Origin of the sequence: Streptomyces sp. NPDC088400, assembly GCF_044753355.1 — a bacterium.
GTDB lineage: Bacteria > Actinomycetota > Actinomycetes > Streptomycetales > Streptomycetaceae > Streptomyces.
Window position 1 is genome coordinate 348,493 of sequence record NZ_JBIVMZ010000006.1, and the last position, 21,148, is coordinate 369,640.

At 69.9% G+C, this 21,148-nt stretch carries 20 protein-coding genes; 7 read left to right on the plus strand and 13 right to left on the minus strand.

The genetic code is table 11. The features are described from left to right. Positions 1-79 precede the first annotated feature (79 nt). The 3 genes from ACIQD6_RS18025 to ACIQD6_RS18035 all read left to right on the plus strand — a co-directional run bounded on the left by ACIQD6_RS18025 (position 80) and on the right by ACIQD6_RS18035 (position 3,436). Entirely contained in the window at positions 80-991 is a 912-nt protein-coding gene (locus ACIQD6_RS18025; RefSeq protein ID WP_401883588.1) for an MBL fold metallo-hydrolase, read from the plus strand. Between the two features lie 198 nt (positions 992-1,189). After that, positions 1,190-2,212 (plus strand): phosphotransferase family protein, encoded by a 1,023-nt coding sequence (locus ACIQD6_RS18030; protein ID WP_401883590.1) that lies wholly within the window; start codon positions 1,190-1,192, stop codon positions 2,210-2,212. Positions 2,213-2,221: 9 nt separating this feature from the next. Further along, complete coding sequence (locus ACIQD6_RS18035; RefSeq protein ID WP_401883592.1) at positions 2,222-3,436, plus strand: acyl-CoA dehydrogenase family protein; 1,215 nt, start codon at positions 2,222-2,224, stop codon at positions 3,434-3,436. A 243-nt stretch (positions 3,437-3,679) separates the two neighbouring features. On the opposite strand, the gene ACIQD6_RS18040 is transcribed toward ACIQD6_RS18035, so the two are convergent. The 3 genes from ACIQD6_RS18040 to ACIQD6_RS18050 form a co-directional block, all read right to left on the minus strand. Then, entirely contained in the window at positions 3,680-4,276 is a 597-nt protein-coding gene (locus ACIQD6_RS18040) for a TetR/AcrR family transcriptional regulator (RefSeq protein ID WP_401883593.1), read from the minus strand. 142 nt (positions 4,277-4,418) lie between these two features. Then, positions 4,419-6,074 carry a class I adenylate-forming enzyme family protein gene (locus tag ACIQD6_RS18045; protein ID WP_401883594.1) on the minus strand — a complete coding sequence of 552 codons (1,656 nt, stop codon included), beginning with the start codon at positions 6,072-6,074 and terminating at the stop codon, positions 4,419-4,421. Next, a complete protein-coding gene (locus ACIQD6_RS18050; protein ID WP_401883596.1) occupies positions 6,071-6,835 on the minus strand; it encodes an SDR family oxidoreductase in 765 nt (254 codons plus the stop codon). The genes ACIQD6_RS18045 and ACIQD6_RS18050 overlap by 4 nt, the downstream gene beginning before the upstream one ends. Before the next feature lie 358 nt (positions 6,836-7,193). On the opposite strand from ACIQD6_RS18050, the gene ACIQD6_RS18055 reads away from it, so the two are divergent. Both ACIQD6_RS18055 and ACIQD6_RS18060 read left to right on the plus strand, forming a co-directional pair. Beyond that, positions 7,194-8,480, plus strand: coding sequence for an exo-beta-N-acetylmuramidase NamZ domain-containing protein (locus ACIQD6_RS18055; RefSeq protein ID WP_401883598.1), 1,287 nt, complete (start codon positions 7,194-7,196; stop codon positions 8,478-8,480). Between the two features lie 244 nt (positions 8,481-8,724). Continuing rightward, positions 8,725-10,008: an MFS transporter gene (locus ACIQD6_RS18060; RefSeq protein ID WP_401883805.1), complete on the plus strand. Its 1,284-nt coding sequence runs from the start codon at positions 8,725-8,727 to the stop codon at positions 10,006-10,008. A 63-nt stretch (positions 10,009-10,071) separates the two neighbouring features. On the opposite strand, the gene ACIQD6_RS18065 is transcribed toward ACIQD6_RS18060, so the two are convergent. Continuing rightward, complete coding sequence (locus ACIQD6_RS18065) at positions 10,072-11,352, minus strand: serine hydrolase domain-containing protein (protein WP_401883807.1); 1,281 nt, start codon at positions 11,350-11,352, stop codon at positions 10,072-10,074. A 275-nt stretch (positions 11,353-11,627) separates the two neighbouring features. Here ACIQD6_RS18065 and ACIQD6_RS18070 point away from each other — a divergent pair, with 275 nt between their 5' ends. Beyond that, positions 11,628-12,161 (plus strand): GNAT family N-acetyltransferase, encoded by a 534-nt coding sequence (locus ACIQD6_RS18070; RefSeq protein WP_401883600.1) that lies wholly within the window; start codon positions 11,628-11,630, stop codon positions 12,159-12,161. A gap of 4 nt (positions 12,162-12,165) precedes the next feature. Here the strand turns inward: ACIQD6_RS18070 and ACIQD6_RS18075 are convergent, their stop codons facing one another. The 5 genes from ACIQD6_RS18075 to ACIQD6_RS18095 form a co-directional block, all read right to left on the minus strand. Next, a complete protein-coding gene (locus ACIQD6_RS18075) occupies positions 12,166-12,750 on the minus strand; it encodes a hypothetical protein (protein ID WP_401883602.1) in 585 nt (194 codons plus the stop codon). Between the two features lie 108 nt (positions 12,751-12,858). Beyond that, entirely contained in the window at positions 12,859-13,500 is a 642-nt protein-coding gene (locus tag ACIQD6_RS18080; protein ID WP_401883604.1) for a pentapeptide repeat-containing protein, read from the minus strand. A gap of 413 nt (positions 13,501-13,913) precedes the next feature. After that, positions 13,914-14,129: a hypothetical protein gene (locus tag ACIQD6_RS18085; RefSeq protein WP_401883606.1), complete on the minus strand. Its 216-nt coding sequence runs from the start codon at positions 14,127-14,129 to the stop codon at positions 13,914-13,916. Continuing rightward, positions 14,126-14,449, minus strand: coding sequence for a hypothetical protein (locus ACIQD6_RS18090; protein WP_401883608.1), 324 nt, complete (start codon positions 14,447-14,449; stop codon positions 14,126-14,128). The genes ACIQD6_RS18085 and ACIQD6_RS18090 overlap by 4 nt, the downstream gene beginning before the upstream one ends. A gap of 93 nt (positions 14,450-14,542) precedes the next feature. Beyond that, positions 14,543-15,778: a helix-turn-helix domain-containing protein gene (locus ACIQD6_RS18095; RefSeq protein WP_401883610.1), complete on the minus strand. Its 1,236-nt coding sequence runs from the start codon at positions 15,776-15,778 to the stop codon at positions 14,543-14,545. A 105-nt stretch (positions 15,779-15,883) separates the two neighbouring features. On the opposite strand from ACIQD6_RS18095, the gene ACIQD6_RS18100 reads away from it, so the two are divergent. Beyond that, on the plus strand, positions 15,884-16,024 hold the full coding sequence (locus ACIQD6_RS18100) for a hypothetical protein (RefSeq protein ID WP_401883612.1): 141 nt from the start codon (positions 15,884-15,886) through the stop codon (positions 16,022-16,024). Positions 16,025-16,044: 20 nt separating this feature from the next. On the opposite strand, the gene ACIQD6_RS18105 is transcribed toward ACIQD6_RS18100, so the two are convergent. From ACIQD6_RS18105 to lanL, 4 genes are all read right to left on the minus strand, one after another. Beyond that, positions 16,045-16,899 carry an ABC transporter permease gene (locus ACIQD6_RS18105; RefSeq protein WP_401883614.1) on the minus strand — a complete coding sequence of 285 codons (855 nt, stop codon included), beginning with the start codon at positions 16,897-16,899 and terminating at the stop codon, positions 16,045-16,047. Beyond that, positions 16,896-17,951 (minus strand): ATP-binding cassette domain-containing protein, encoded by a 1,056-nt coding sequence (locus ACIQD6_RS18110; RefSeq protein WP_401883809.1) that lies wholly within the window; start codon positions 17,949-17,951, stop codon positions 16,896-16,898. Before ACIQD6_RS18110 ends, ACIQD6_RS18105 begins: the two co-directional genes overlap by 4 nt. A gap of 143 nt (positions 17,952-18,094) precedes the next feature. Further along, positions 18,095-18,250, minus strand: coding sequence for a VenA family class IV lanthipeptide (locus ACIQD6_RS18115; protein WP_401883616.1), 156 nt, complete (start codon positions 18,248-18,250; stop codon positions 18,095-18,097). 44 nt (positions 18,251-18,294) lie between these two features. After that, positions 18,295-21,021 (minus strand): class IV lanthionine synthetase LanL, encoded by a 2,727-nt coding sequence (gene lanL / locus ACIQD6_RS18120; RefSeq protein WP_401883618.1) that lies wholly within the window; start codon positions 21,019-21,021, stop codon positions 18,295-18,297. Positions 21,022-21,148: the final 127 nt, after the last annotated feature.

Below are 21,148 nucleotides of genomic sequence, written 5' to 3' on the forward strand. Positions count from 1 at the left end.
GGCGAACCCGCGCGTCCGGCGGCGCATCCTCAACTGGCATGCTCAGACCGACTGTTAGGCCCGACCCGAAGGACCCCCGATGCCTGCCACGGATCCGTACACCGTCCGCCTCACCCCCGAAGTGCACGCCTACGTCCAGCCGGACGGCGGCTGGTGCCTGAACAACGCGGGGTTCATCAGCGACGGCGGGTCGACCCTCCTCGTCGACACCACCGCCACCGAACGCCGGACCCACCAGCTGCGCGACGCGCTCGTCGAGACCGGCGTCCCGCTCCCCCGCACCATCGTGAACACGCACCATCACGGCGATCACACCTACGGCAACGGCGTGTTCGTGCCCGAGGCGACCGTGATCGGCCATGACTCCTGCCGCAGCGAGCAGTTCGCGGCCGGTCATCAGCTCCATATGGTCTGGCCGCAGACCGACTTCGGCGACATCACGATCACCGCGCCGACCGTGACGTACAACGACCGTCTCACCGTCCATGTGGGCGCGGTCGAGATACGGGTCATCCACCCCGGCCCGGCGCACACCATCGGCGACTCGATCGTGCACCTGCCGGAGCAGGGCATCGTCTTCACCGGCGATCTGGTCTTCCAGGGCGGTACGCCGTTCGTGCCCATGGGCTCCCTGCGCGGATCGCTGCGGGCACTGGATCTGCTGCGCTCGCTGGACGCGACGGTCGTCGTCCCCGGGCACGGCCCGATCACCGACCCGTCGGCGTTCGACGCGACGGAGAGCTATCTGCTCTACGTCACCGAGTTGGCGCGGACGACCCACGCCAAGGGGCTCTCCCCGCTGGAGGCCGCGCGCGGCGCCGATCTCGGGGAGTTCGCCGAACTGCGCGAGAGCGAGCGCCTGGTGGCCAACCTGCACCGCGCGTACGCGGAGCTGGACGGGCTGCCGGAAGGCTCACCGCTGGACGTCGGCGCCGTCTTCGGCGACATGACGGCGATGAACGGCGGCGTGCCGGTGGCCTGTCACGCCTGACGTCACGCCTGACGCGGACACCGGAGGCGCACGGGGGCGAGGTTCGCCGTCTGTCCGGTGTCCGCGCGGGCACCGGACAGACGGCGAACCTGTGTCCAACCGGCACTGGACTACATACCGACTGGTCGGCATCATGGGTTCACTCGCTCCCCGCACCACGGCGACCGCCCGCCCGCCGCTCCCACGGAGGTACGCACGATGAACCAGGTCCCCCCGCCAGGACTCGATCCCGAGCAACTGCGCGGCCATCTCGACCGCGCACGCCCCGGGCTGGTGGGCGGACCGCTCGACGCGCGTCTCATCGAGGGCGGGCGGTCGAACCTGACGTACACCGTCACCGACGGAACCGGCCGCTGGGTGGTGCGCAGGCCTCCGCTGGGCCATGTCCTGGCCACCGCCCACGACATGAAGCGCGAGTACCGCGTGATCGAGGCACTGCATCCGACGGCCGTGCCGGTGCCCGAGCCACTGCTGCTCTGCGACGACAAGTCCGTACTCGGCGCGCCCTTCTACGTCATGGAGTACGTGGCGGGCACTCCGTACCGTACGGCCGAACAGCTCGCCCCGCTCGGCCCCGAGCGCACCCACACCGCCGTCCTCGCGCTGGTCGACACGCTCGTCGACCTGCACGCCGTCGACCCCGGCGCGGTCGGTCTCGGCGACTTCGGCCGCCCCGAGGGCTTCCTGGACCGGCAGTTGCGCCGCTGGGGCAAGCAGCTCGACGCGTCCCGCAACCGCGAGCTGGCCGGTATCGACGAACTGCACACGGCTCTGGGCCGCGCGCTGCCCGTCTCCCGCACGCCCACCGTGATCCACGGCGACTACCGGCTCGACAACGTCCTGCTCGGCGAGGACGACCGGATCAAGGCGGTCCTCGACTGGGAGATGTCCACGCTCGGCGACCCGCTCACCGACCTGGGACTGCTGGTGATGTACAGCGCGCGCCTGGAGCTGCCGGACTCTCCGATCAGTACGACGGCCGGGGCGGCGGGGCATCCCGCGCCCGGTGAGCTGGTCGAGCGGTACGCGGCGCGCTCGGGCCGGGACACCTCGGCCATCTCCTGGTACACGGCGTTCGCCTGGTTCAAGCTCGCCGTGATCCTGGAGGGCATCCACTACCGCCACACCCTGGGACAGACCGTCGGCGCCGGTTTCGACCGGATCGGCGATCTCGTCCCCGTCTTCATCCGGCACGGCCTCACCACCCTTCAGGAAGGCTGAGTACATTCCATGGACTTCGCATTCGACGCCCGCACCGAAGAGCTGCGCACCAAGCTGCTCGCTTTCATGGACGAGTACGTCCTGCCGGCCGAGACGGTCGCGCACGAACAGCGGTCGCGGCTGGCCAGTCCTTGGGACACGCCCGCCGTCGTGGAGGATCTCAAGGCCGAGGCGCGCCGGCAGGGCCTGTGGAACCTCTTCCTACCCGACGCCGAGTACGGGGCCGGGCTGACGAATCTCCAGTACGCGCCGCTGGCCGAAATCACCGGCCGCTCCCCGCAGTTGGCCCCCACCGCGTTGAACTGCGCGGCTCCCGACACCGGGAACATGGAGGTGCTCGCCCAGTTCGGCTCCGAGGAGCAGCGCAAGCAGTGGCTGGAGCCGCTGCTTGCGGGCGAGATCCGGTCGGCGTTCGCGATGACCGAGCCCGAGGTCGCGTCGTCGGACGCGACGAACATCGAGACCCGGATCCGGCGCGACGGCGGTGACTATGTCGTCAACGGCCGCAAGTGGTACATCTCCGGGGCGATGAACCCGGACTGCGCGATCTTCATCGTGATGGGCAAGACCGATCCGGACGGCGCGGACATCCGCCGCCAGCAGTCGATGATCCTGGTCCCGCGCGACACCCCGGGGCTCGAAGTCCGCCGTGCCATGCAGGTCTACGGCTACGAGGACCACTCGCACGGCGGCCACGCCGAGGTCGTCCTCGACAATGTCCGGGTGCCCGCCGCCAACCTGATCGGCGAGGAGGGCAGCGGCTTCGCGATCGCCCAGGCCCGGCTCGGTCCCGGCCGTATCCACCACTGCATGCGGCTGATCGGCATGGCGGAGCGGGCGATCGAGCTGATGTGCCGACGGGCCCTGTCCCGTACAGCGTTCGGGAAGCCGATCGCGCAGCAGGGCGTCGTCCAGAACTGGATCGCGGACGCGCGGGTGACGGTGGAGCAGTTGCGCCTGCTGGTGCTGAAGACGGCCTGGCTGATGGACACGGTCGGCAACCGCGGCGCGCACACGGAGATCCAGTCCATCAAGATCGCCACCCCGCGCGCGGTCGTCGACATCATCGACCGGGCCGTCCAGCTGCACGGCGCGGGCGGGGTCGGCCAGGACTTCCCGCTGGCCGAACTGTGGGCCGCGGCACGGACGTTGCGGCTGGCGGACGGTCCCGACGAGGTGCACCAGCGGTCGCTGGCGCGGCGGGAGCTGAAGAAGTACCTCTGACCGGTCGGCAGGTGGGGCGGCGTGGTGGCGCTCCTGGCGCACAGACGCCGGGCGCGCCACCACCGTATGACGTCAACTCGCCACCCAGTTCAGCCTTTACGGTGAAAATCACCCTTCAGCCCATAACATGGGGCGTTCTGCTCGATAGCTTCGGGAGTGCACTCCTTCGGCTCCCACCGCGAAAGGGCTACCCCCACAACCGTCCCCAGGGCCTGTACGGCGCGCAGGCCCTGGGGGCACGGCCTACGGCCGCAGCGCCCGCAGCAGCAGGTCCGCCAGATGGTCCGCCACCTCCTGCGGGGCGAGCGGGCCGCCCGGCCGGTACCACGTGGAGAGGTGGTGGACCGAGCCGAAGTGGTAGTCCACCACCAGATCGGACGGCGTGGCGGTGGAGAAGACCCCGCTCCGCTGGCCCTCCTCGACCAGCGCGCGGAACCGCTCGTGGTAGCGACGCCGCTCCGCCCGTACCTGCTTGTTCTTCTCCGGGCTCAGATGGTGCATCGAGCGGAAGAAGATCGAGGCGTCGTCAAGGTTGTCGATCGTCGTCACGACGACATCGGCGGCGGCGGCCCGCAGCCGTTGCTCCACCGGCTCGTCCGCGTCGGCGAAGGCGTCGAGACGCTCCTGCTGGAGGCGGAGCACCCGGGCGTAGACCTCCTGGAGGAGGTCCTCCTTGGAGCCGAAGTAGTGGTAGAGCGCACCCTTGGTGACTCCCGCCGCTTCGACGATCTCCTGGACCGAGGTGCGGTCGTAGCCGCGCTCCGCGAAGAGCCGGGTGGCGGCGGCCAGCAGCCGCTGGGGGACGGGCGTGCCGCCCCCGTCAGTCGTCGTCCTGGCCATGTGCCGCCACCTGTCTTTCGCTCCGTACCGTTCCGTACGTCCGTGCTGCCTGTGTGCTGCCCGTGCTGTCCGCGGGGCCGACGCTTCAGCGTTGTCCACGCTGTCCGCGCTGTCCGCGCCGTCCGCGTGATCTACGGGACGCCTACTTGGGAGGACGCAGTTCCCGCCTCAGGATCTTTCCACTCGTGGTTTTGGGCAGCTCGGGCAGGATCTCGACCTCGCGCGGGTATTTGTAGGCGGCGAGGCGATCCCGGCAGTACGCGCTCAGCTCGGCGGGTCCGGCCGTGGCGCCGGGGCGCAGGCTGACGTACGCCTTCACGGTCTCGCCCCGGTAGATGTCGGGGACACCGACCACGGCCGCCTCGCGCACCTCGGGATGTGTGTACAGCACGTCCTCGACCTCGCGCGGCCAGACCTTGAAGCCCGAGGCGTTGATCATGTCCTTCTTGCGGTCGACCACGTAGAGCCAGCCGTCCGGGTCCATGAACCCGATGTCACCGGTGCGCAGTTCGCCGTCCGGGAAGGCCTCGGCGGTCGCCTCTGGCAGCCGCCAGTAGCCGGACACCACCTGAGGGCCGCGTACCGCGATCTCGCCCTGCTCGCCGAAGGGCAGCTCCGCGCCCTTGGCGTCGATGATCCGTACGACGTTGTCGGGTCCCGGCACACCGACGGAGAGCGTGCCCGAGACCGGGTCGACCGGGGCTTCCCTGTCGGCCGGTACGGAGGCGCAGGGGGCGGTGCACTCGGTGAGGCCGTAGCCGTTGCTGAGGTACGGGCCGAGGGCCGCGCGGAACGACTCGACCAGCGCGGGCGGCAGGGGCGCGCCACCCGAGGAGAGCACCTCGAAGGAGCTGAAGTGCTCGCGGGTGACGTCCGGCTGGGCCGCCAGCGCCATGAAGGCCGTGGAGGGGCCGACGGTGTAGGCGGGGCGGTGCTCGGCGAAGGCGTCGAGGACCACGCCCGCCTCGAAGCGGTACGCGAGGGCGAGGGTGCCCGCGTTGGCGACGCACGCGGCCAGCTCGCAGACCATGCCGGTGATGTGGAAGAGCGGCGCGAGCGCGAAGTAGCAGGAGCCCTCCGCGATGGGGTGGCCGGTGCGCTGGCGCTCGGCGTTGACCATGATGTTGGCGTGGGCGTTCAACGCGCCCTTGGGTTTGCCGCTGGTCCCTGAGGTGTAGCTGATCAGCGCGACGTCGGTGGCGGCCGGGTCCCGCTCGGCGGGCGCGGGCAGACCACTGCGGGCGACGGTCAGCAGATCGTCGGCGTCCGTGGGGTGCGGGAGGCGGGCGAAGCCGAGGACACGAGGGTCGTCGCGGGTCTGGAAGTCGAGTTCGCAGGCGGTGAGGGCGAACCGTACGGGCGAGGCGGCGGCCGTCTCGCGCAGATACGCCTCCCAGGCACGGTCCGCGCAGATCAGCGCCGTGACCTCGGCGTCCGCGAGCGCGTGCGCGACCTCGGCGGACTTGTACATCGGGTTGAGCGGGACGACGATCGCGCCCGCCTTCCAGGCGCCGAGCAGCGCGAGGACGAAGTGCGGGCTGTTCTGGAGCATGAGCGCGACGCGGTCGCCCGCGGCCAGACCCTGGGCGGCGAGATGGCCGGCCACGGAGTCGGACAGCTCATCGGCCTCGCGGTAGCTGATCCGGCCGTCGAAGTAGGCGAGCGCGGTGCGTTCGGGGGCGCGGGCGACGGCCGCGCGGAAGGCGTGCACGACGGACGCGGGCGGGTCGAGCGGGATCCGCTGCGCCTCACTGAGCAGGCCGAGCCAGGGCTTGGCCGCGTATATCGAACCTGTCATCCGTCGATCCTCTCCCACTTCTGCTGGATCCGGTTCATGGTGTCCAGCCACTGGTCGGGGTCACCGGCCCGCGCCTGGTAGAAGCCCGCCACCTCGGGGTGCGGCAGCACGAGGAAACGGTCCTCTTCCATGGCCGCGACGAGGGCATCGGCGACGGCTTCCGGCTCGATGGCGGTGGGGGCGAGCACCAGTTCACCGGCGCTTCCCGTGGCGTTCAGCATGTCCGTACGTACGCCCTGCGGGCAGATGGCGTGGACCTTGAGGCCGCGGTGGCGGTAGGTGAGCGAGAGCCATTCCGCGTACGCCAGCGCGCCGTGCTTGGTGACGCTGTACGAGGGCGCGCCGATCATGGTGAGCAGTCCGGCGGCGGAGACGGTGGAGACGAACCGGCCGCTGCCGCGCTCCAGCCAGTCGGGCAGCAGCCCCCGGACGGCCCGGACGTGCGCCATGACATTGACGTCCCAGGCGGCCGACCAGTCGTCGTCGGAGAGTTCGTCGCCCGGGGGTGAACCGACGCCGGCGTTGGCGCAGTAGATGTCGACGGTGCCGCCAAGAGCGTCGCGGGCCTCGTCCACGATCAGGGAGGCGTCGCCGGGCACCGCGACGGCGTCGATCCCGGCGGCGACGGCCTCGGCCTTCTTCGCGTCGAGGTCGTTCACCACCACGCGGGCACCCTCGGCCGCGAACCTGCGGGCGAGCGCGGCACCGATGCCACCTCCTGCCCCTGTGACCACAACTCCCTTGCCGTGCACCGTACTCATCGGGACCTGCCTTTCCGGGCTGCTGGTTCCTGGTCGGCCATGCCGCCGACATCAGGAGACTAACCAGTCGGTATGGAGCGGGGGAAGGGATGGGGAAAACGGTCGGGAAGGGGGCGGGGAGAGCGGTGGGGAAGCTGGGTGCGCGGGCACCGAACCACCGGGCCACGCCTCGTTCCGCGCGCCGGTTCGGAGCGCTAGCGTGCGTGGCCATGACGGTCGGCCCGAGGTGTGGAGGTGCCCGATGCACGGAGGCGGCAGGGACGGCGGGAACAGCGGGGGCGGCGGAGGCAGTGGAGGCGACGGGGGCGGCAGAAGTGGTGGGAGTGACAGAAGTAGCGGGAGTGACAGGAGCGACGGAATGAGCCTGTCCAGACGGGGATTACTGGCCGCCGGTGGCGCGGTGGGGGCCGCGGGGGCGCTGGCCCCGGGGCCCTCCCTCACGTCCGCCTCCGCTCGATCGTCCGGGTCGAGGTCCGGGTCCGGGTCCGGCCGGGGCCGCGTGCGTACCGGCTTCGACCGGCTGGCCGCCGACGGCTACCGGCTGCTCGCCGGGCAGAAGGTCGGCGTGGTCACCAATCCGACCGGGATCACCGGGGACGCACACCACATCGTGGACGTCATGCACGCCGACGACCGGGTGAATCCGACCGCCGTCTTCGGACCGGAGCACGGCTTCAGGGGCACGGCCCAGGCCGGCGGCTCGGAGGGACGTTACGACGATCCGGCCACCGGTCTGCCCGTCTACGACACGTATCTCAAGAGCGGGCAGCCGCTGGCGGACATCTTCACCACGTCCGGCGTCGACACCGTCGTCTTCGACATCCAGGACGCGGGCGCCCGCTTCTACACGTACATCTGGACGCTGTACGACTGCATGGAGGCGGCGGCCCTCGCGGGCAAGCGATGCGTGGTGCTGGACCGGCCGAATCCGGTGAGCGGGCGGGCGGCTCTCGGGCCCGTTCTGCACCCGGAGTTCGCCACCTTCGTCGGACGCCGGCCGATCTCCCAGGCGCACGGCATGACCGTCGCCGAACTGGCGCGACTGTTCAACGGTGAGTTCCTCGACAAGAAGCCCGTGCGGTTGGACGTGGTGACCATGTCCGGCTGGCGGCGCGGTGACTTCTTCGACGCGACGGGCCTGCCATGGGTGCCGCCGAGCCCCAACATGCCCACGCCCGACACCGCGCTCGCGTACTCCGGCACCTGCCTCTTCGAGGGGACGAATCTGTCCGAAGGGCGCGGCACCACCCGCCCGTTCGAGCTGCTGGGCGCGGACGGCATCGACCGGAAGTGGGCGGAAGCGGCCAACGCGGAGCGGCTGCCGGGCGTGCGCTTCCGCGAGGCGTACTTCGCGCCGACCTTCTCCAAGTTCCAGGGCAAGACGATCGGCGGGGTGCAACTGCACGTACACGACCGGGAGTTGTTCGATCCGGTACGCACCGGAATCGTGCTGCTGGTCACCGCCAAGAAGGTGTGGAGCGGCTTCGCCTGGCGCTCCGACAACTGGATCGACAAGCTGACAGGTTCGAGCGCGGTCCGCACGATGATCGACGCGGGCGCGTCGACGGACGAGGTGGTGGACGCCTGGCGGGACGAACTCGCGGACTTCCGTGCCGTACGCCGGAAGTATCTGCATTACCGGTGACGGGCACCAACGGTGACGGGCCGTCGACATTCCGACGTGGACGTTTCCGCCCGCACCGCGGAACCCGGGCCCGCGACCGGACATCTCACCATCCGGGAGTACGCGTCCCGCCCGTTGACCGCGCCGTACATCGACCGCCAGAGTGCCGGTCGTGATCGACGACACGACGCCCCCCACGGACGCGACGAAGCGTGCGAAGGAAAGCCCCGGTCCCGCCGACGACAGCCCGGCGGGACCAGGGGACATCAACCCGGCGGACGACAGCCCGGAGAGCCTGCGCCGGGTGGCCGTGGCCAGTTTCATCGGCACCGCCATCGAGTTCTACGACTTCTACATCTACGGCACGGCGGCGGCGCTGGTACTGAACGAGGCGTTCTTCCCGAACCTCTCCCCCATAAATGCCACCCTCGCCTCCTTCTCCACCTACGCGGTCGCCTTCGCCGCCCGGCCCATCGGCTCGGTCGTCTTCGGCCACTTCGGCGACCGCGTCGGCCGCAAATCGGTCCTCGTCGCCTCGCTGCTGCTGATGGGCCTGTCCACCGCCCTGGTGGGACTGCTGCCCAGCTACGACAGTTGGGGCATCTGGGCACCTCTGCTGCTCGTCCTGCTGCGCTTCCTCCAGGGCATCGGCCTCGGCGGCGAGTGGGGCGGCGCGGCACTCCTGGCCGTGGAACACGCGCCTCCCGGACGGCGCGGCCTGTACGCCGCGTTCCCCCAACTCGGCCCGTCCGTCGGATTCTTCGCCGCCACCGGCATCTTCTGGCTGCTGTCCGCCTCCCTCGACGACGCGGCCTTCGCGAGCTGGGGCTGGCGCGTTCCGTTCCTGCTGTCGTTCCTGCTCGTCGCCGTCGGCCTGTTCGTACGGCTGAAGATCAGCGAGACGCCGGTCTTCGAGCGGGTGATGGCGCGACAGGAGGCCAGCAAGGCCCCGACGCTCGACGTCCTCAGGCGTCATCCGCGCGAACTGCTGCTCGGCGCGGGCGGGATGATCGTCGCGTACGGGCTGTTCTACACGGCCACGACGTACTGCCTGTCGTACGCCACCACCTCCCTCGGCGTACCCCGCGACACCATGCTCGGACTGTCCCTGGTCGCCTGCCTCTTCCTCGCGGCGGGCACCTGGCTGGCCGCCACCCGCTCCGACGCGGGCGGCCGGCGCCGCCTGGTACTGGTGGGCTGCGGGCTGGCGGCGGTCTGGGGCCTGATCCTGTTCCCGCTGCTCGACACCGGGCAGCCGGTACTGATCGCCCTGGCGCTGGGCGGCGCGCTGTTCTGCATGGGCGTGGTGTACGGCCCGATGGGCGCGTATCTCCCGGAACTGTTCGGCGCCCGGGTCCGCTACTCCGGCGCGTCCCTCGCGTACAACCTGGGCGGAGTCCTGGGCGGCGCGGTCTCCCCACTGATCGCGACGCGCCTCCAGGCGGGCTTCGGCTCGTCGTCGGTGGGCTGGTACGTCAGCGCGATGGCCTTGGTGTCGCTGCTGTGCGTGCTGGCGCTGCCGGAGACCCGTGAGCGGGAACTGGGGTAACGAGCGCGGGACCGCCGGAAGCGCCGGAGAGGGTCTCCGGCGCTTCCGCGGTCGTATCAGGTCTCAGCGGGCCACGGTGGCAGCCCGGGCGCCCGGTGCGATGTCGACGCCGGGCAGATCGCCGGGCAGCGCCTTCCGGGCGTCCGCGCCGGCGCCGGGGCAGAGCGCCTCGGCCATGTGGCCGTTGATGGCCGCGTCGATCGGGCTCGGTTCCAACTGCCCTTCCTCATTGATCTTCTGATACTTCGTCAGATTCCAGCCATAGGCGAGCTGGCGCTTGCCGTCGCGGCTGGACATCGCCATCGTCGCGGCGCCGAACACCGCTCCGTCATGGCCCCAGAAGCGCCCGCAGGACAGGTCGAGCGAGTAGATACCGAGGCCGTATCCGACCCCGCCCGCCGGTACGGTGCGGAGCATCTCGGTGAGGGCGGACGAGCCGATGAGCTTCCCGCCCAGCAGGACGCGGTAGAAACGGTTCAGATCGTCGGTGGTGGAGACGAGCGAACCGGCCGTGCTCGCCCAGGACATGTTGTAGACGCTGTAGTCGCGGGGCGGGCCGCCCAGACCGTAGAAGGACTCGTACATCCGGGGGTGCGGGCCGGCGATGAAGGGGGTGCGCGGGTACGTGGTGTGGCGCAGCCCGGCCCGGTCGATGACGTTGCGGGTGATGTAGGTCGCGGCGTCCCGGCCGGTGACCTCCTCCAGGATCAGCCCGGCGATCACGTAGTTGGTGTTGGAGTAGCTGAACTTCCCTTGCTCGGTGACCGGGGCCTTGAGGCCGATTCGTACCAGTTCCTCCGGAGGGATGGAGCGGAAGCGCTCCTCGTCCAGGCTGGTGGTGGAGTTCTGGGCCAGGGAGGGGAAGGCACCGAGTATGTAGTCGCCGATACCACTGGTGTGGTTGAGGAGCATTCGTACGGTGATGGTCCGGCCGCGCTCGCCCGGGATGAGGTCCGGGAGGTAGTCGGCGACCGGCGCGTCGAGGTCGATCCGGCCCTTTTCCACCTGCTGGAGAAGGGCGACGGAGGTAAAGGTCTTGCTGACGCTGCCGACCCGGTGGCGCATGCCAGGCTCCATCGGGCGCCCCGTGTCCACGTCGGCCTCCCCGGCGGCGCCGGTCCAGCGCTGGGAGCCCGCGCGGACGGATGAGTAGACGCCGTACATCCCCGCCTCGTCGATGGCGTCGAGTCCGGCGCGCAGAGCGGCCCGGTCCAGAGGTTCGGTTCTCGACGGAGCGGCTTCCGCGCCGGGCGCCCCCGGAGCGGCGGCGGTGGCGGCCGGCACGACGGTGGTCATCAGCAGTGTGGCCCCCACCGCCGCTCCGACGAGCCGGGCTGTTCGCATGCGCATAGCTTCTCCCCCTCGGTGTCCCATCACGACAGGAACGATTCTTCCGGGTGACGGACGAGCCCTGCATCCTTCCCCCGGGGGACTGTTTGCTCCCCCTTTACTCATCCTGTGGTCCATGGCGCCTCGTCATCACGGTCGATGCCCGGAGCGGTTCGACTGGGATATGCCCGAGCGGTCCTCCGAGGTGGAGATGAGCTTCGAGGATGTCGGTGGCATCGCCCGAGGGGCCTCATTTGGCCGGGAGCAGGGCCACACCCCAGGATGGGGCCATGACCGAGATCCACACTCCCCGCCTCGTCCTCCGCCGCTGGCACGAGGACGACCTCGTCCCCATGGGAGAAATCAACGCGGACCCCGAGGTCATGCGATGGATCGACGACGGCTCGGTCCTGACCCCGGACCAGACCGCGGAGGCCATCGAACGGTGGGAGGAGGACTGGGACGAGGAAGGCTTCGGCCTCTTCGCCGTCGAACTCCTCGCCTCGGGAGAACTGGCCGGCTTCGCGGGCCTGTCCGTACCCGAGTACCTGCCGGAAGTACTGCCGGCCGTGGAGATCGGCTGGCGGCTCGGCCAGCCGTTCTGGGGCCAGGGCTACGCGTCGGAAGCGGCCCACGCCGCTCTGGAGTTCGCGCTCCAGGACCGTGGCATCGAGCGCGTCATCAGCATCAGCCGGCCGGGCAACGAAGCGTCGGAGAACGTGATGCGGAAGCTGGGCATGGTCCCCGAACGCGTCACCACCCACCCGGTGCACGGTTTCCCGCTGCACGTACACGCCATCGACCTCTCGGAGTTCGACGCGTGACGATTCACTGTCCGACCGCGACCGCACGCCTCTCGGCCCGGAAACGGTAGACACCCCAGCAGGCACCGAGCACAGCGGCCGTCCAGACGATGACCTCGGCGAGAACAATGGCCGGGGTCAAGGTGAGATGAGGCCGGGGCGGCATCACGACCATCTGCACCGCTGCGCCCACCGGCACCGTCAACGCGGCAAGCAAACCGATCAGCCCGGGCCGCCTGATGGCCGCACCCACCGCCCCCAGGACCAACCCGAACGGCAGACCCACCACCAACCACACGGCCATGCCCCCGCCGGCATCCCAGACGAAGGCATCCGTCACGTAGTACGCCACCGTGGCCCCGGTCAACGTCAAGGCCCCGGCCAGCGCGCCTCGGATACCTGTCCCCGCCAGCCAGCCCACCGCCACCGCCAGCGCGGCCCATGACCAGCCGGCATCCATCAACAGGCTGAGCACTTTGGCGCCGCCGCCCCAGACGGTGCCCACGAGCGGGGCACCCAGCCCTCCGTACGGCGACGAAAGCGCGTTGGCGAGTGAGGTAGCCGCCCCGAATCCCACCCCGGCCACCAGACCAAGCAGCATGATCTTCATACCGGCAGAGTAGCCAGCCGTGACAGAGCCGGTCGGGACTCCGCGGATCCGAGCAAAATCGCCGCCGTGGCCGCTCATGTCCGCCCGGGTCGAAGCCCGGGACTGCGACTACTTTTCGGCGAGATCCTCGCCATAGGTGACGTCCAGCTCGTCCGCGAGCGCCTCTGCCAACTGCGGGATCTGCGCTCGGTCGATGACCACCTGTCTGAGTGAAGCGATGCCACGGAGCTGGGAGAGGTCGTTGCCACGCAGATCCAGGCCGCGGAACTTGCCGCCATCGAACCGAGTCAGCCGTAGATCGCAGTCGTCGACCAGGGCGGTGCCCAGCTCGGCCGCAGCGAACGTGATTTCTCGCAGAGAGTACTTGGAGAAGATCACGGGCCCGGCGGCGCGGATGCGAGTGAGCGTGCTGTAGTCGAGCTTGCAATTCTCGAAGAGGACGTTGTCGAAGGTGAGGTCCTCCAGCGTGGCACCCATCAGCTTGCAGTCACGGAAGACGACGCGGGAGATCTTGCTCTTTGCCCAGTGCAGGGAAGACAGATCGCAGCCGGAGAACTCCACGGAGTCGACGCGGAGTTCGTCCAGCCGGACGCGCTGGGCCTTGAGCCCGGTGACGCGTCCGTCCATCAGATGCGTGTCGGCCAGGTCGAGTTCGCGCAGATCAGCGTCCGCGTAGTGGAACTCGGCGACCCGGCCGCGTCCACCTTCGAGCGAGATGACGTTGGACAGATACCGCCCGGGCTCGTTCAAGGAAGGGAGAGTGACGCTTGTGCGGCGGATCGTGAGGGTGTCCATCGAAATGCCTTCCAGCAAGGGGTTCTGTTCCCGCTACTGGCGGCGCGCTGGTGAAGAGGGCACGCCGCCGGCAGGTCGAAGCCACCGCGATCATCGACTGAAGAGGTTCCATTCGCCGCGAGCTTGTTCTTGGCCTCGCAGGCCTCGGGCGGCGAACTGGTTCGCTCACCTGGTCATTCCCCGAACGGCTGAAGTGGCCTTCCCTTGATCATCTGGTCCAGCCAAGCCAAGATGCACCACCGCCACAGGGACGTTGTCATGCTGAGGGTGCCGACGGAGCAGGACGACGCAGTCGGTGACCCTGGTCAAGTCGCCTGCCGATCGGGCCGCTTGCATCTCCGCCTCCAACGCCGCACATCGCGAGCAACTCATTTCCAGTCCCCCGCCCGCCGGTGCGGGTGAGCCCTCAGCTCCCTGTTGCACTCCCGTACGCTCAGCGCGCCGATCGAACGCCGCGCCTGCTCGCGCTGCCTGACCAGTGCGGCGCAGACGTCGCATCCCTCAACCGGCGTCGGCTCCAGTTCGGGTCCCCACAGAGCCGGGGCCCGGGGCTGGGGCTGGGGCTTGCCGACATCTCCGGTCATGCGATCCGCCGTAACCCGCACACGATCGCCTGAAGCGTCTCCCGTGAAGGGGAGGCGTCGAACGCCGTGGGCCACCAGGCGGGAGGGTGCTGCGGCATCCAACCGTCTCCGGTGTCGACCATCGCGTTGGCAACGAGCGCGAGCCCCGTCCCCTCCAGCAGTTCGCAGCGATCCGGATACGTTTCCCATTCGCGTCCACCGCCGAGGGGGCGTAACTGGACTCTGCCGCCGATACTTCCCATCACAACGCCGGTGCGCAGGGTGCGGGTGTCGCGGGCGACGGTGCCTCTCACAGGCTTGATCTGCTGATTGCTCGCCATGCGAAAACGCTATGCAGGCACGACGATTCGCCCCAGACATGCGTTGTGGCACTTCACTGAGGTGCTGCCAGGAAGTGCCACAACGCATAGTAGTCAGCCGGACACGCCCAGATGTGTGGCCATCTCGCGCATGTCCTGGGTCAACGTCCGCTTCCGGCGCGCCAGGATGTCGTTCATGATGTGGCCCGCCATCGTCTGATGCCTCAGCCACTCCGGTGAAGTGCGGTGGATGGCAATGAGCTCCCCCACAGCGTCCTGGTGCGATCCGAGCATCGCATGAGCCCGTGCTACATCGAGACGGTGCCGGTCCCAGTTGTTCGCGCTCGGCCGGCCGAACTTCTTCAGCGCCTTGCGGCCCACAGGCCCCTCATCGGCCCTACGCAGCACACCACGCGCGTCCCCGATGAGGGAGAGATCCTCGATCGCCTTCATCTCGGCCGTTACGGGCCCGAATGTGGTCCAGTGCTCACGGAAGTTGGTGTGCTCCCCACCCAGCGCGCTCGCGGCCGTCGCAACCATCCTCCGGGCCTCCCTGCCGACATCGGGGCGGTTGTTGCGCATGGCGGCAGAGGCAGCGCGCTGGCAGAGCTCGCCCCAGACAGCGAGCTGACCGGGAGTGGCCCCTGACATACGTGGTTCGACCTCGGAGGCAGTGGCCGAGGCCAAGCGCTCAGCCTCGTCGAACCTGTTCTGCCGCAACAGCAGCCAGCTCATACCGACCACCCCGGTGGCCACGGCAAGCGTCTGCCCCGTTTCCCTGGCGGCCCTGATGCCCTGCGAGAGAGCGTGATAGGCCATGTCGTTGCGCCGAACCTGGATCAGGTATTTCCCGGCCAAGAGGAAGGCGGCTGCCCGTACCATGACGGCCCGCTGCCGCGCCTCCCCCTCCTCGCTGAAGGCGACGGCGGCCTCGGCTGCACGCAGGATGCCCGGAAGCCTCTTCGCTACGGAGTCGTAGCGGTCGGCGTGATAAAGACTGTGCGACTCGTCGATGTCGCGCAGAATGTCGGAGAGGTCGCTCACCCGCTCCGGTTCCACAAGGGTTTCGGAGAGTCCAACGGGCGGCATGAGAGCGCGCCTGAGTTCCGTCAGCTTGACTCCGTCGCCCTCGCTCGCGCGAACAGGATCGGGTGCCTCGGTGGCAAACAAACTCGACGTTGTGGTCCCGAGTGCTCTTGCGAGCATGTGGAGGGTTTCCACCCGGGCGCTTCCACCTTGCTCCACCTTACGGACAGTGGCCACCGAGAGGCTCGCCGCCTCGGCGAGCTGCTCCTGGCTCATTCCGGCTCGACGCCGATGATTACGGACGTTCTCTTGCAGTGACGACATCGGATCACCTCATCGCCAGCGTAAGGCATTTGGGACACGCACAGAGGTCATCGCGTCACTGACCGTACCGGGTGCGCGGGTGGGCCCAAGTCGAGCTGATTCCACGTGATTTCGAGTGGAGCCCCGTGGGCGGCCCGGTTCGGCCTGGAGGACATCGGCGGGCTCCAGACCTTCGAGCAGGTCCGCTCTCCGGCATGGTTCGCACTGCGGAACCACCCGCACACCGCCGAGCGCGCGCAGCCGTAGGGACCACGGCTGCCGGCTTGTCATTCCGGGCGTCCGAAGCGGCGGGCGGCCCATAGGAGGGCCAATGTGCCACCCGTCAGGAGGAGGGCGGCTTCGAGGATCAGGGGAGGCTGCCAGCCGGCCCATTCGATGCCGCCGGCGGCTGCCTGGTCCGGTACCCGTAGGGCGATGCAGCGGCGCAGCAGGTCCACTCCGTAGGCGAGCGGATTGGCATCGGCCAGAGTGCGGGCCCAGCCCGGCATGGTCTTCAGCGGGAAGAAGGCACCGGAAAGGAACAGCAGCGGCATCATCACCAGGCCGAGCAGCATGTGGAACGTCTCGGCGCTGCGGAGGCCTACGGCCAGGGCCAGGGCCAGGGCGGTGAGGGTGAAGGAGGCCAGGATGATGCCGGCGAGAAGCAGCGCCAGGAGCGGTGGGTCGTAGGGCAGGCCCACGGCACCGGCCAGGCCGAGCAGCACGGAGCCTTGTGCCGTGGCGGCCAGAGTGCCGCCGACGCAGCTTCCCAGGAGCAGGGTTGAGCGGCTGACCGGGGCCATCAGGAGTTCTCGTAGGTAGCCGCTCTGCCGGTCGGCGATCAGGCGCATGCCGACGGTGATGGCCGGCATCTGCACCGTCATCATCAGCATCCCGGGGAAGAGGTAGGCCTGGTAGCCGACGCCCAGTGAGCTGCTGGGGATGAGGGCGGCCAGTCCGCCGCCCAGGACGAGGAGGTAGAGCACGGGGTGGAGCAACATCAGTGCGGTATGGGTGCGTTGGCCGGCCAGGCGCAGCAGATCGCGGTGGACCAGGGCGTGGACCGCGCGTAGTTCGTGCCGCAGGCGGGCCGGCCGTTCGCTGCCGGAGGCGGCCGGGGCCCGGAGGGTGAGGGTGGTCATCGGCCGCCTCCGGCTTCCGCCGTGGTGTCGCACGGGGTGGGGCCGGCCGGTGTCCGGCCGGGTTCTGTGGCGTGGATGCTGCGGCCGGTGTGGTGGAAGAAGACATCGTCGAGTGTGGGTGGGGTCGCGGAAGCCGCGTGCACGGCGATGCCGTGGTCTTCCAGTGCCGCGCACAGGCGGGGAATCCAGGCGCTGCCGTCGGGCACCCGCAGGCGGAACCCGTTGGTGTCCACGGCGATGGCGCGGTTCGACGGAGCGATCCGGCGCACGACGTGTTGTGCTGTCGCGTCGTCGCTGGTGCGTAGCGCCACCCGGTCATCTCCGATCGCGGCCTTGAGAGCGAGGGGCGTGCCCTGTGCCACCAGGCGGCCGCGGTCGATGATGGCGATGCGGTCGCAGTTCTCCGCCTCCTCCAGATAGTGGGTGGTGACGAAAAGCGTGCTGCCGTGCCGGTCGCGCAGTGCGCGCAGGTGCTCCCAGACCTGGGCGCGGGCGTGGGGGTCGAGTCCGGTGGTCGGCTCGTCCAGGAACAGCACCCGGGGGGTGTGCAGCATGCCGCGGGCGATCTCCAGGCGGCGCCGCATGCCGCCCGACAGGGTGCGGACCGGGAAGCGCCGCCGGTCGGTCAGACCGACCATGTCGAGTACCTCGGTCGCGCGCTCGCGGGCGTGGCGGCGGCGCAGCCCGTAGAGCCGTGCGTGGATGTAGAGATTCTGATCAGCCGTCAGGTCCGGGTCCAGAGCGCTGCGTTGGAAGAGCATGCCGATCTGTCGCCGTACCTCGTGGGGTTGGGCGAGCACGTCGGCGCCGGCCACTGTCGCGTGCCCGGCGGTGGGGCGGACCAGGGCGCACAGCATGGCGATGGTGGTGGACTTCCCGGCGCCGTTGGGGCCGAGAAAGGCGAAGGTCTCGCCTTGTGCCACGTCCAGGTCCACGTCGCGTACGGCGTGGGTGGTACTGCCCTCCGGGCCCGGGTAGCTCTTGACCAGACCGCGAGCGCGGATGGCGTACACGGGCTCTGAGGGGTGGTGTGTGACGGGCGGGCCGGTGATGAGGGCCGCCCGGGTGCGATGGCCGTCATCTGCGTGTAGCTGCCAACTCACAGCGTGGACTCCTCGCTTGGCGGGTTGTCGCCTGGTCGCCTGGGATCCGGCCGACGGCTGTCCGGAGCAGCCGTCGGCCGGGGGCCGCCGCCCTAGATGCAGCTGATACCGATGCAGATGGTGTTCAGCAGGGTCAGCAGACCGATGCACTGGCACGTCTCGGCGAACGCCGCTCCGTCGATGCCGACAGGGTCGGTCTCAGGAAGGGCGTGGAGCCGGGCCAGCAGTTCGAGGTCCTGGTTTTCCATGGACTTCTCCTTTTCTGTGAGTTGGCGGCAGGGCTTCCTGCCGCTCAGACCGGCAGCTGGACCATCCAGTGCCGGGGGTCGGTGTGGCGGAGCCGCAGGAGGAAGGCGAGGATTCCGGCGGATCCGTCGCTCCAGCTGGTCGAGACGTCTCCGTACTCGTTGGGGAAGACGACGTGGCCATGTCGGTGGGCCCCTTCGGCGAGGATGAGGCGGGCCAGGTCCTCGGCCATGGCGCGGTATGCGGGGTCGCCTGTCGCGTCGGCCATGTCGAGGAGGAAGTCACCGTTGCCCGCCAGTCCGTGGCATTGGGTGAGGGCGGCGCGGGAGGCGCGTTCCGCGACGGCGTGCGCACCGCGGCGGGCGAGGTCGCCGAACCTGTCGTCGCCGGTGACCTGCCACAGCCGGACGAGGAAGGTGCCGACGCCCGCGGCTCCGTGGCACCAGTACGGGGCCGTGGGCACGTCCGTGGCGTGGGCGGGCCAGTGGGCCGCCGCGCCGGTGAGTACGACGTTGGCCAGCAGGTGCTCGCCGGCTGCTGTGGCCAGTTCCATGTGCTCGGGGCGTTGCGAGACGGCCGCGGCGGCGAGGAGGAAGCAGCCGATGCCGGCCGTTCCGTGGGCGAAGCCGAGGTAGCGTTTGCCGGCCTCCTCGGAGACGGCTTCCGCGGGAACCGCCCAGCTCACTCCGGTCGGCTCGCGCTGTGCGGCGGCGGTCAGCCGGTCGGCGGCGTCCACGGCCAGTTCGGCGAAGCGCGGGTCGCCGGTACGGTGCCACAGATGGAGGGCGGCGAGTCCGCTGCCCGCAGTGCCGTGGGTGATGTCGTGGCTGGGCGTGGGCTGTTGCGGTGCCAGGGCCAGGGCCAGCGCGTGGTCGGTGAGCCGTCGGTCGCCGATGGCGCGTCCGGCGTCGTACAGGGCCCAGGCGGTCCCGCGGCCGCCGAAGTGCAGGCCGGGACGTGGGAGGCGGGTGTCGGTGCGGCGTGCGATCCAGTGGCCCGCGGTGGAGATCAGCTCGGACAGGCGGGGGTCGCCGGTGAGTTCGCGGTACCGCGTCAGCACGGCCAGCACACCGGCCGCACCCTGCTGCACGGTGCAGGGGTCGGTCTCCCCGGCCGTGGTGGACACGGGCCACAGCCGTCGGTCGTCCGCCGGGGTCATCGAGTCGATGAGGTGGTCGACGACGGCGGCCACCGGATCGTGAGGGGCGTCGTCCCCCGGCGTGCGGGCGCGGGCGTCGTCCCCCGGCGTGCGGGCGGCGGCGTCGCACACCGCTTGCGCCGGGGCCGTGTGGGCGGCGTCGCACACCGCTTGCGCCGGGGCCGGCTTCCGTAGAGCCTCGCGGGCCCTGGACGGGTCCCAGCGCTCGGCGGGATCGTCCTTCATCAGCCCGAGGATCATTTCCGCCACGCCGTCCGGCAGAGACAGCGGCCCGGCGCAGGCGGCCAGCCAGGTGGCGAACCGTTGTTCCGCGGCCCTGGTGGCAGGTTCCTCGGGCAGCAGGTTCGGCACCTTTCCGGCCAGGACGAAGCAGGCGGTGGCGCCCAGGCTGTAGTAGTCCGCCGTCGGAGAGACGGGCGCGTCGGCCAGGCGTTCGGGAGCGCTGAAGCATGGGGTGCCCAGGCGGGTCGGCAGGGCGGGGTCGTCCTTCAGGACAGCGAGTTCCAGGTCGATCAGGCGCGGTTCGCCGTCCGGGCGGACCATGACGTTGCCGGGTGTGAAGTCCCGCAGGACGCAGCCGTGGGCGTGGGCTGCCGCGACCAGGTCCACCAGGCGTGCGACCAGGGCCAGCGCGTCGGCGCGGTAGCGCTCGCCACCGACGTCGCGGAAGTGTTCGGCGACCCAGGTACGCAGGGGGACCCCGGGTACCTGGTCCTCAGCCAGGAAGAGATGCCCGCTGTGTTCGAACAGCGCCAGCAACTCCGGAGCCAGACCCAGGCCCTTGAGCTTCTCCAGCGTCCGGGCCTCGGCGCGCAGCCAGTCGCGGACGTCGCGGCCGGAGGCGTCGGTGTCCACGTGCGGCCGGGCCTCCTTGATCACCACGGAGGCGCCCGTGCGGACGTCGGTACCCCGGTAGACGCCGCCTTTGTTCGTATGCCGGATCGCCTCCCGTACCGCGAACCGGCCGCCGAGCAGTACGGGGCCGCTCGCCTCGTCCGCGGTGCGCGGCGGGACGGGCCCCGCGGCGGGGAACGGGCAGACCGCCCAAGGCGGCGGAGAATACTGGCCGGTGCGCTTGTCCTCCACGGGGTTGCCGTCGGGATCCTCGATGAACCACACCAGCAGGCCCTCGTCCGACAGCCGGCGCCGGCCGACGAAGGAGCCGTAGCGGTAGTGCACCAGGCTGTCCGCGGTGTAGGGCTGGTCGGACAGGATCCTGGGGCCGGCCAGCCCCGCCGTGGCCCGGTGCAGCAGCTGGGCGAGCCGGGCCGCGTCGGCGTCGGACCGGGGGTAGACGGTGATGAACTTGCCTGAGCTTCCCCTGGGCGTGGCACGGGAGTTGAGCGCGCTCACCTGATCGAGCGACCTCGCGAACTTGAACGCCGACTCCTCCCGCACCAGTACGTCCAGGGCCTTGGCGAGGACGGTCGGCGCGGAGGCGGCGGTTGCCGACAGGTGGAGCTTCCAGCCCTGTTCGCGCCGCGCACCGGACCGAGGCGCGACAAGGCACCACGTCTCGTCCGTGTCGGCGCTCCAGCGCGCGCCTGTTCCCGCGGCGTGCAGGGCTCGGTGGAGGAGGCCCTCCAGTTCGGCTTCGGTCGTGTGACTCGTCATTGCCATTTCCTCCCAACGGCGAGAACCGCCGTCGGGAGGATGTCCATTGGCATAGGCATGCCAACACGTACCTGGCCGAGTTCATCCCATTCGGTAAGCGCGCGGTGTTGTTTCCCACCCATAAAGC